This is a genomic window from Marinifilum breve (genome assembly GCF_003202155.1).
GTDB lineage: Bacteria > Bacteroidota > Bacteroidia > Bacteroidales > Marinifilaceae > Marinifilum > Marinifilum breve.
Genome location: NZ_QFLI01000001.1, coordinates 749,651 through 760,725 on the forward strand (window position 1 = coordinate 749,651; position 11,075 = coordinate 760,725).

At 35.3% G+C, this 11,075-nt stretch carries 6 protein-coding genes; 4 read left to right on the forward strand and 2 right to left on the reverse strand.

Annotated elements, in window-relative coordinates; all coding sequences use genetic code 11:
• The first annotated feature begins 9 nt into the window (after nt 1-9).
• On the forward strand, nt 10-1,341 hold the full coding sequence (locus tag DF185_RS03140; RefSeq protein ID WP_207784558.1) for a DEAD/DEAH box helicase: 1,332 nt from the start codon (nt 10-12) through the stop codon (nt 1,339-1,341).
• Between the two features lie 135 nt (nt 1,342-1,476).
• On the opposite strand, the gene htpG is transcribed toward DF185_RS03140, so the two are convergent.
• Complete coding sequence (htpG, locus tag DF185_RS03145; RefSeq protein ID WP_110359256.1) at nt 1,477-3,528, reverse strand: molecular chaperone HtpG; 2,052 nt, start codon at nt 3,526-3,528, stop codon at nt 1,477-1,479.
• A gap of 532 nt (nt 3,529-4,060) precedes the next feature.
• Here htpG and DF185_RS03150 point away from each other — a divergent pair.
• From DF185_RS03150 to DF185_RS03165, 3 genes are all read left to right on the forward strand, one after another.
• Nucleotides 4,061-6,691 carry a DUF5686 and carboxypeptidase regulatory-like domain-containing protein gene (locus DF185_RS03150; RefSeq protein ID WP_110359257.1) on the forward strand — a complete coding sequence of 877 codons (2,631 nt, stop codon included), beginning with the start codon at nt 4,061-4,063 and terminating at the stop codon, nt 6,689-6,691.
• Between the two features lie 606 nt (nt 6,692-7,297).
• Complete coding sequence (locus DF185_RS03160; RefSeq protein ID WP_110359259.1) at nt 7,298-8,041, forward strand: DUF6261 family protein; 744 nt, start codon at nt 7,298-7,300, stop codon at nt 8,039-8,041.
• Between the two features lie 71 nt (nt 8,042-8,112).
• Nucleotides 8,113-9,318: a PD-(D/E)XK nuclease family protein gene (locus DF185_RS03165; RefSeq protein WP_110359260.1), complete on the forward strand. Its 1,206-nt coding sequence runs from the start codon at nt 8,113-8,115 to the stop codon at nt 9,316-9,318.
• A gap of 308 nt (nt 9,319-9,626) precedes the next feature.
• Here the strand turns inward: DF185_RS03165 and DF185_RS03170 are convergent, their stop codons facing one another.
• Nucleotides 9,627-10,889, reverse strand: a complete 1,263-nt coding sequence (locus tag DF185_RS03170; RefSeq protein WP_110359261.1) for a M28 family metallopeptidase — start codon at nt 10,887-10,889, stop codon at nt 9,627-9,629.
• Nucleotides 10,890-11,075: the final 186 nt, after the last annotated feature.

Consider the following 11,075-nt stretch of genomic DNA (forward strand, 5'->3'; position numbering starts at 1 on the left):
ATTTTAGCAATGATTTCATTTGACGATATCAAACTAAGTAAGCAAATTAGAATGGCTTTGGATGAAGCCGGATTTGAAAAACCTACTGAAATTCAACACCAGGTATTTTCCCCTGTTCGTTCAGGAAAAGATATTATTGGTATTGCACAAACCGGTACTGGTAAAACTTTGGCTTACTTGATGCCAATATTGATGAAATTGAACTTCGCAAAAGGAATGGATCCTCGTGCATTGATCGTTGTTCCAACCAGAGAGTTGGTTTTACAGGTTTGCGAAACCATCGAGTTGCTAACTCCTTACATGGACATTCGTACTTTGGGAATTTATGGTGGCGTTAACATCAATACTCAGAAAGAAAAAGTATACGATGGAGTTGATATTTTGGTAGCAACTCCTGGTCGTTTGATGGATATCTACATGACCCGAGTTTTAAAGATGTCGCAGGTGAAAACCTTGGTAATTGATGAAGCAGACAAGATGATGGATCTTGGATTCATGCCTCAGCTGAATGCCATCTTTGATATCTTACCTGAAAAACATCAAAACCTATTGTTTTCTGCAACTTTCTCGGATACAGTAGCAAAAATGTCGGATGATTTCTTGTTCCTGCCGGAAAGAATTGAAGTTGCTCCACAGGCAACAACCGTAAAGAACATACATCAAATTCAGTATCGTGTTCCTAATATTTTGAGCAAGGTGAACTTGTTAAAATACCTATTGGAAGACAAAGAAGAATTTAACAAGGTGATGGTTTTTACCGAAACCAAGAAAAATGCTGATAGAATTGTAGATAGATTGGAGGAAGTTTTGGGTGAAGAGTTGAGTGTTATTCACTCCAACAAAGCTCAAAACACACGTATCAATGCTTTGAATGCTTTTAAAGAAGGAAGAGCAAGAGTAATGGTTTCTTCGGATGTTGCAGCTCGTGGTATTGATATCGAGGATGTAAGTCATGTAATCAACTTTGATATTCCTACCAACTATGTAGAGTATGTTCACCGTGTAGGTAGAACTGGTCGTGCGGAGAAAGAAGGTACCGCAATTAGCTTTGTAAACGAAGGCGAAGAAGAATTGATGGAAAAGATCGAGGATTTGATTCGCAAGCCTGTTTCTCTCGAATCTGTTCCATTAGACGTTGAGATTACTTCACAACTTTTGGAAGATGAGAAAAAGCAAACTAGAAATATCAAGGTAAAAAATACAATAAGACGTGACACCGGAGCCTTCCATCAGAAAAAAGCCAAGAACATGAAAACTCCTTCAGGTTCGAAAGGCAGACAAAAACAATTGGAAGCTCAAAAGAGAAACCAGAAAAAAAGAAATAAGTTGAAAAAGAAATAATAAAAGCCCCGATCGGGGCTTTTTTTTTATTCATTGACACTGATTCAAACCAAATTATAACAATCTGCGTCTATATAGCACAAAAAAAAGCCGAACTAAAAGTCCGGCTTTCAATATATGTTTCGAATGATTAAATTACTTTATCATCTGAACGCTACGTTTCACGAATTTAGCAAGCTCCTCACCTTTAAGCATGTTGTTAGCCAACAATGCAAGGTCGATCAATTGTTTTACCAATTGGTTGTCTTTACCAAACTCTTTCAATAAGCCTTCTTTCTCAGCATTTACCTCAGTAATTTGCTTTTGAACATCAGCCATTTTATCTTTTTCCTCCTGAGGTACTTCTTCTTCTTTCTTGTCTTTCTTCAAAGCTTCCAAAGCCTCTCTCTCTTCAAAAAGAGGAGTCAGTTTCGATGAAACTTCAGCCAATTTATCGCTTAGGTTTGCATCCTTATCTTTCAAAATTGTACCTACCAATTCATGATCAGTATTTACTACCAAGTTGTAAGAATCTGGCATTTCACCATAGAATCCCATTCCAGCATTCATAGCCGCCATGTCTTTCATACGACGCATAAACTCAGCCTGAGTAATCATTAATGGTTGTGCTTCTTCACCCAAGGATTCAAAAGTTACCATATAGTTTACTCCTTCGGTAGGTAATTGCGAGTTGAATACAGGAATCAAATCAGTTTTTTCTTCTTCTGATAACTTCGATTCTTTCACTTCATCTTTTTGAATCAACTTGTCAACTACATCAGAATCAACACGAACATATTTCTTGTTGGTATCCTTCTGCTCCAAGTGATTGATGATGTGATTATCCAATTGGCTATCCATCAACAATACATCATATCCTTTAGCTTTGGCAGCCTCAACATACGAGAACTGAGCATCCATATCGGTTGCATAAAGGTTAATAATGTTGTTATCCTTATCAGTTTGATTTTCCTTAATGATTGCTTCGTACTCTTCTATAGTGAAATACTTTCCTTCAGTATTCTTGATCAAGAAAAATTTCTTAGCTCTGTCAAAGAATTTTTCTTCTGTCAACATTCCGTATTCAACGAACATGCGAAGATCATCCCACTTGCTTTCAAACTCTGTTCTGTCTTTCTTGAAGATGTCCATTAAGCTATCAGCCACTTTTTTGGTGATGTGGTTTGAAATTTTCTTGACATTTCCGTCTGACTGCAAGTAAGAACGAGATACGTTCAATGGAATATCCGGAGAATCGATAACACCGTGTAGTAAAGTCAAGAATTCAGGAACAATTCCTTCAACCGAATCAGTTACAAAAACCTGGTTGCAGTACAACTGAATTTTGTTCTTTTGAATCTCTACGCTATTCTTAATTTTTGGGAAGTATAGAATACCTGTTAGGTTGAAAGGATAATCAACATTCAGGTGAATGTGGAACAATGGATCCTCACCCATTGGGTACAACTGCTTGTAGAAATCACCGTAATCTTCTTCTTTCAAATCAGCTGGCTTCTTCGTCCAGGCAGGATTTGTATCATTGATTACATTATCTTGATTTGTTTCTTCTTCCTTACCATCTTTCCACTCTTTCTTTTTACCGAAAGCGATCTCGATTGGTAAGAATTTACAGTACTTGTTCAACAATTCCTGAATACGGCTTTCTTCCAAAAAGTCTTTCTCTTCTTCAGAAACATGCATTACAATATCAGTACCTCTTTCTGCTTTCTCAACTTCTTCAAGTGTGTATTCCGGATTCCCTTCACAACTCCATTTTACAGCTTTCGCTCCTTCTTTATGAGAAAGGGTTACGATATCTACTTTATCAGAAATCATGAATGAAGAGTAGAATCCTAAACCGAAGTGACCAATGATTGCATTCGCCTGATCTTTGTATTTATCAAGGAATTCCTCTGCACCCGAAAAAGCAATTTGGTTGATATATTTTTCGATCTCTTCCTGAGTCATACCAATACCACTATCAGAAATGGTAATTGTTTTTGCCTCTTTATCAATGTTCACACGAACAGTTAGGTCACCCAATTCTCCTTTGAATTCGCCAGTTGAAGCTAATGTTTTCAACTTTTGAGTTGCATCTACTGCATTTGATACAATCTCTCTCAAAAAGATATCATGATCTGAATACAAGAATTTTTTAATAATCGGAAACAGATCGTTACTGGTAACACCAATTTTTCCTGTTGACATAGTTATATTGTTTTTAAAGATTAATTTTCAAATTTTACTCTTGCCTTTAGTCAAAGCCTGTGCCATTACAATAATTATGACATTAAGACAGGAAAGATGAAAAAAATGCAGAATTCTGTCAGCTTTGCACAATAAAAACGTGCAAAAAGTTCATTTTCTCATCTTACCCATCAAAACGATTGTGGTTGAGCTGCAAAATACTTGCAGAACTATTAAGCTATAAGTATATCTATATGCAGAGTTTCGAAATCTGTTACCTGTAGCAAATTATTTCTTGTTATTACATGCCTCCAAAGCTGTTAAAAAAACATAAAACTTCTTAAACCGTTTAATAAAAAACTATGATTTTCATAATTTCACACTTAAACTTGATTATTTATATTATTAATTTCAACATGCAATTTGTTATCTAATAAATTCATTTATAACATTATCGAATACGTGTTTCTATCCATTCAAACATCATATATAAGATAGAACTGTAACAATAAACCTACTAAACCGTCACACACTTATTAAAACAAAGCCAAACATGACAAAAATTTACACTATCATTCTCTTCTTCCTGATTTCTTTATCGGGATATGCTCAGAAAATTAGCGGTAAAATCACAGATTTAGAAGGAAAACCCATTCCTTTTGCCAACATTTACATCAAAGAACTGGCAACCGGAACCACTTCAAATATCGATGGTGAATACCACATGGATCTTGCAAAAGGAACATGGAATCTACATTACCGATACCTCGGATATCAGACCAAAGAGGTTGTGGTTAACATGACAGAAAACGATCTGAACATGGACGTTGCCCTGGCTCCTCAAACATACCAACTAAAAGAGGTGAAGGTACTGGCCAGCGGTGAAGATCCTGCTTACTATGTAATGCGCAAAGCCATTGCCATGGGCGATTACTACACCAAGCAGGTTAGCGAATACAACAATATGGTATACCTGAAAGGATCTGGAAAAGTAACCAGCGTACCCCGATTATTTAAAAAGAAACTGGCAGAAGAAGGCATTACTGTAGGAAAAACCTTTGTAACCGAAAACATTTCGAAAATACACTTCGAATTGCCTGATAAGGTAAAGGAAGAGGTTATCTCCATACGCTCATCTGGTTTGGGTGAGCAAGCTGATCCTATGCAGTTTATTACTGCCAACCTTTACAATACCAAAGATGACGGATTCATCTCTCCACTAGATAAAACTGCTTTTGCAGTGTACCGCTTCGAGCTTGAATCAGTTTTTGAAGATCAGGGACGAATGATCAACAAAATTAAGGTAACACCCAAAAGAAAAGGGAAAGATTTGTTTCGCGGTTACATTAATATTGCCGAAAACTATTGGAACATTCACTCCGCCGATTTAAAATTGAATTTACCAATGACAGATGTACACATGCACCAATTGTACGCTCCAGTAAAAGAAGAGGTTTGGATGCCTGTGAGTTTCGATTTCAATATCAAATTTAAAGGCATGGGCTTCGGATTGGAAGGAATGTATGTTGCCTCTATTAAGGATTATGAGATTACTTTGAATCCCGATTTGGATCATGATTACCTGAAAAAACTAGACATTTCTAAAAAACAGGAAGACGCACAAGTGGCAGAATTGGGCAATCAGGAATCGAAAGTATTATCGGTAAAAGAACAAAAACGCAAGCAAGAAATTCAAACACTTCTGGAAAAGGATGACATGAGCAATTCCGAAATGCGCAAATTGGCTCGCTTGATGGAAAAGGACACCGAAAAACCTAAAAAAGAAAAGGTGCGTGAACCTTTGGAAATTAAAATTGAAAAGGTAAAAATGGCCAAGGATGCCAAAGACAAAGACTCTTTGTATTGGGCCGAAATGCGTCCAATCCCTCTATCGGTAGACGAAAAAATAAGTTTCGAAAAAAAGGACTCTATGGAAATTGTTCGCAATTCTCCAGAGTACAAGGACTCGGTTAGAATTGCCAATCGAAAATTTAAATTCAGCCACCTGCTTTTTGGTAAAACCTACAAATACAAAGAATCGAACTCTAGTTTCAGCACTCCAGGACTATTAAGTTTCGATAAAGTATCGTACAATACCGTTCAGGGATTTACTTTTAATGCTCCATTTCGATATACCAAATCCGACACTTTGGGGCATTATTTCACTTTAAGTCCGGAATTTACCTATGCATTTTCACGTGAACATCTCGATTATTCGTTGAGTACGTATTATCGTTACAATGGATTAAAGCGATCGTACATAGGTTTTGGATTGGGAAGTAAAGCAGTCGATTTTAATGAAAAAACAGGTATCAATCCTCTTCTTAATGCCATCAGTTCATTGTATTTTAAAGACAATTACATGAAACTGTACGATAAAAACTACATTAACATTTGGCACGATACAGATATTGCCAATGGCTTAAGATTATCTACTCGTGTTGAATATGCAAATCGAAAGCAGTTGTACAATACCAATTCGTGGTACATTTCCGATCCTGATGATAATGAATATACCATCAACATTCCTGAAGGAGTAGATCCTTTGTTGGTACAGGATAACAAATCCTTTAATTTCGAGGCTACTTTGGAATATACGCCACGACACAGATATTATATCGAAAAAGGTGTAAAACGAATGACCTGGTATCACAATCAACCAACCTTCGGATTAAGATACAAACAAGCCATTAAAGATGTTTTCGATTCTGAAGCCGATTACTCCTTGCTTGAAGCTTCGGTTAGACAAGAATTTGAAACCGGTTTTAATGATCGATTATCCTATAGCGTGAAAGCCGGAACATTCCTATCGAGCGACAACATGCACTTTTCGGATTTCAAACACTTTAATACCAGTAAGCCAACCGTAATGTTGAGTGGTGGCTTAAACACTTTCCGTTTGTTGGATTATTACCAGCATTCAACTACCGAAGACTATATTGAGGCACATCTACAGTACGAATCGGACAGACTGCTGTTAAAACGCTTGCCTATTTTGAACAACTCATTAGCCATTCAGGAAAGGGTATTTGCCAACTACCTAACACACGAAAACAAGAAAAACTATTGGGAAGTGGGTTACGGATTGTCACAAATCTTCCTTTTCATGGATGTTGAAGTAGTTTGGAGTTTCGATGGCAAACATCACAGAGATACTGGCGTAAAGTTGAAATTTAATTTTTAAAATTTTTCCAAAATATCATTAATATAAACCTGTCAGGATTACAAATTCTGGCAGGTTTCTTTTATGTAGCACCCGTACAGACGTAGCATGCTACGTCTCTACCCAAATAACAAATTGCCAACAGAATTTCCTTCTCCCTACCTGGCGAGAGCTCTTTTCCATTGAAATTTTCCCCTCCCCGATCATCGAGAGCATTTTGCCATTGGATTTTGACAATTCTAGCTGTCGAGAGCATTTTGTCCATTGGTATTTTGCAACTCCAGCCGTCGAGAGCATTTTGTCCGTTGGTTTTTGCCAACTCCAGCCGTCGAGAACATTTTGTCAAGTAATTTCACCTAGCTTTTTTCGTTGAGGGCGTTTTGTCAAGGGTTTATTGCACTCACTTAGAGTTAAGCATATTTTGCCAAATAAATTCAAAACCGAAATACAAAAAATATTTAAATTACGAATAACTTTCATAAAATCAAGCTATCAAACGTGCCAATTTTGCTAAAACATTAAAATCAGTATTTTTATACTGATTAACTTTTAAAATTCATTTTACTTTCATAATTTAGATTTACCCAATAATACAAAACCTTATATCACAAACCAAAACATTGAATTATGGAAACAAAAATCCTAAGCAGGTGCGACGCCGACGAAGCAAAACACATCGCAACTAACTCACTAACCCGACTGGAAGAACTCGATTTAAGTGGTAATCCTTATTTAATTGAAGTAAAATCGAAATTGGTTGCCGAAACCAAAATTCTATCAGGAGCTTTAAGTGTAGAAAGAAAACATGAGTACACCAATGAATTGGCTGACTTGGATCTTAATTTTGACAACAGAGTAATTTGTTTGAGAAAATTTATTGAAGCAAACACCTACTCTTCTGACGAAACAATTGCCAAAAACGCCGAAAAAGCCTTGAATAAATTAGAAAGTTACGATAGTACTTTCTACAAATTGGGTTATGAAAAAGAGATAGCTCGTGCTTTTTCATTAGTGGAAGAATACGAAAAACCTGATATGAAACCAATGGTAGAGTCATTGGTAGGCGTTACTACTCCAATAATGGAGCTAAAAACGGTTGCTACCCAGTTAAATACACTGTATCTTAAAAATCAGGACATACAAGCATTAAAGGAAGATACAATCCCTTCAACAATTCAGAAAAAAGTGGTGATTGATATTTTCAATAACGAATTACTACCTTATTTAATGGTGATGAAACGTGTACAACCTGATACTTTCGGTGAAACCTACACAAAAATTACACATTATATAGAAACCATTAACACAAAAATAAGGACTCGTAGAAACCGACCTGCTTCCGAAGAGGAAGAAAACAGCGAGGCGGAATAAGTCATAAGTATTTAATTAATTGGGTAGAGACAAGGCTGAGAGGCCTTGTTTTGTTTTTATATAACAACAATATGAATGAAATAAAAATTAAGGAGTTAAAGGATGTCGATATCATAAAATTAGCATCAGATTTCTCTAAATGGCAACAGAAGAAAAAAGATGAATTGCCCTATCGCATTAATTTAATTGACGAAATTGGAGCAAATGAAAATGCACACAACAGGATATTTGTTAAAATAATCAGCTTTGAAGAAAATGGACATTTTCCTTTTCTCAGATTATTCTTAAATTTTCTGGGAGATGAATTCGGAAAAATTAAAATTGTAAAACCAATTTTTACGGTTGAAAAATTCCGCATTGATGGATTAATAAGAGATGTAGATGGTAAGTATGCAATAATAATTGAAAATAAAATTCATGATGCTGTTGATCAGGAAAATCAAATCGAAAGATATCAAAGCATATTAAAAGGAAGAGGTTATAAGGAAAGCGAAATCTACACACTATATTTAACTCTAAAAGGTGGATCCCCTTCGGAAAATAGTTTTGCCTTAAACAAACGAAATTCAAACTACAGGGAAATTAACTTTAAAGATGATATCATTCCCCTACTTGAAAAACATATATTACCTACATGCAGAGTTAAAGATGAATTATTGGTTAGCTCGATCAAACAATATATCGACCACTTAAATGGAATACTGAATCAACGCGAAATAGATTTTAAAATGAATAAAGAACTCACAGATAGTTTACTTGAAGAACTCGAAATAAATAAAGCAACAGAAAAATACGAAAAGCTAACAAAAGTGGATAATGCCCTAAAAGAAATTGAAAATGTAGCATCATGCTTAAAAGAACATTATGAATCTGTAATTAAAGAAGAGCTATCTGATTGGAAAAAAAAGATCAAAAGTGATTTTATAAATAAAGATTTTGTATCTAATATTGATGATACAAAGAATAAGAAATATTTTTATTTAGGTATTAAACTCGAATATAAAGAAGTTGAATTTTCCTGTTCTATTGGGATGGATGATTATTACTCTGAACCTTATTATGGAATAACAGTACGTGGCTGTTCTAAAGAAGAAAAAAATGAAACCATTGAAGAGTTCATTAAAGACATTGCCGAATTAAAAGGCTTTGGCGAATCGCATAGGTGGTATGCTTATAGAAGAACCAAATTGGAAAATGTAATTACGGAATACCTGGAATTTTGCAGAAAAGTAATTGAAAAAACTGTTCCTTTAGAATGTACCACAAGTGAGCAATAGAAAATAATTTGTGTATACTAACCTGTCAGGATTACGAATTCTGACAGTTTTTTCCTTTTGGGACTGTCATGCTCCGACTATAGGCAAGCTGAAAATGTCGGGGTATGACTATAACACCCACTTTTCTGTTATTTGGAGTCCGAACTCTAATTGGAATCCCAAATGAGTACATCAAAAAAAAAAGAGCCTTTGCTAATAGCAAAAGCCCTTTGTGTAACTTTGTAAAAACCCTTTTTATCCTTTATGGTAAATTTTCCTTTAGTTTTGAAATATTGATACCTTCACTTGAAGTGAGAGCATCAAAATATCTATTTCATTTCCGTATAATCTCTTACCAGCTTAAAGATTCCTTCGAATTGCTTGTATGATAATTTATCTGCAGTATCGGTTGTTTCGTGGTAATCACCATTACCTCCAAATGTATAAAAGAATACCGCTTTCACGCCTTTTTTATGAAATGGTGCGTGATCGGATGAAGAGGATGCTCTGGTTGGATACATATTAAATACATACTCCTTTTCCTTATTAATGGCATTTATCTTTTCCAATTCCTTCGGTACAGTTTTACCATTAATTAAATAAATACCCTTCTCACCTGTTGCCACCATATCGAAGTTGAAAACCATTTTGGTTTGCTCCAACGGAAAAAGTGGATGTTCCACATAATGCTTCGATCCCAATAAACCAGCTTCTTCGGCACTAAACAATGCGAAAACCAAAGTATAATTTGGCTTTCTCTTTTTGGCTTTAAAATATTTTGCCAAGTTCAATACCATGGCCACACCACTGGCATTATCGTTTGCTCCCGGATACATATTGTCTCCAAAATGTCCCAAATGATCGTAGTGAGCAGTAAACAAAATGCAAGTATCACTTTTACCAGGAATAAAACCTACCAAATTCTGTGTTTTGTAATCCTCTATAAACTCGCTTTGAATATCGTATTTTATGGTTTTTACTTCGGGGCTAATTATACCGGTCTTAACCGTAAAGCTTGTAAAATCGTCCTGCTTGGTTCTGGTAGAATATTTTAATTTATCACTGGTTAAAACAATTCCTTTGGCATTAAAAACATTCTTTTTCATTAATGTTTTAGCGAAACTATACAGCTCAGGATTATTTAAACCTGTTGAATCAATTGCCAAGAATGAATTCGAATGATCTTTCTCCAAAAATTCACCCAATGCATAATATTTCGTAAGAACATCCTTGTTAATCCAGCTTAGTTCAAGTTCACCTTTTCCTGTTTTTGTACTCGGACTTACTATATATTCGCTTGATGCTTTTAACTCTTTTCCATCAAAAGCCAATTTGGTATTTTTGGCAAAAGTATTCACCGAAATTGAATATGGCTGATAATAATTTTCAGTAAGAGATTTCAACTTTATGCCTTTCATTTCCTTAGAAAGATATGCCGCGGCAATACTATCGCCTTTGTTTACATATCCACGCCCATGAAATTCTTTGGAGCTTAATTTTTCTACCAACTTTTTGGTGTACTCCATGTCTTGAGCAAAGCCAGTAAGAGATAGCAAGCAAACACCAAGACCTATTGATATTTTTTTAATCATTGCTTATGGTTTAATTTAAGATTGAGTGTTTAAAATTAGAAAAAGTAAAACGCATGCAAGAATTCCCATTTACTTATTCGTTATAGTGGGTAATTGGTACGATAAAACCTTGTTCCATGCAGAGGACGCGGAGAAAAATAAAAAAAGAACGCAAAGTATGTTATTCCTTTGCGTTCTTATACATTT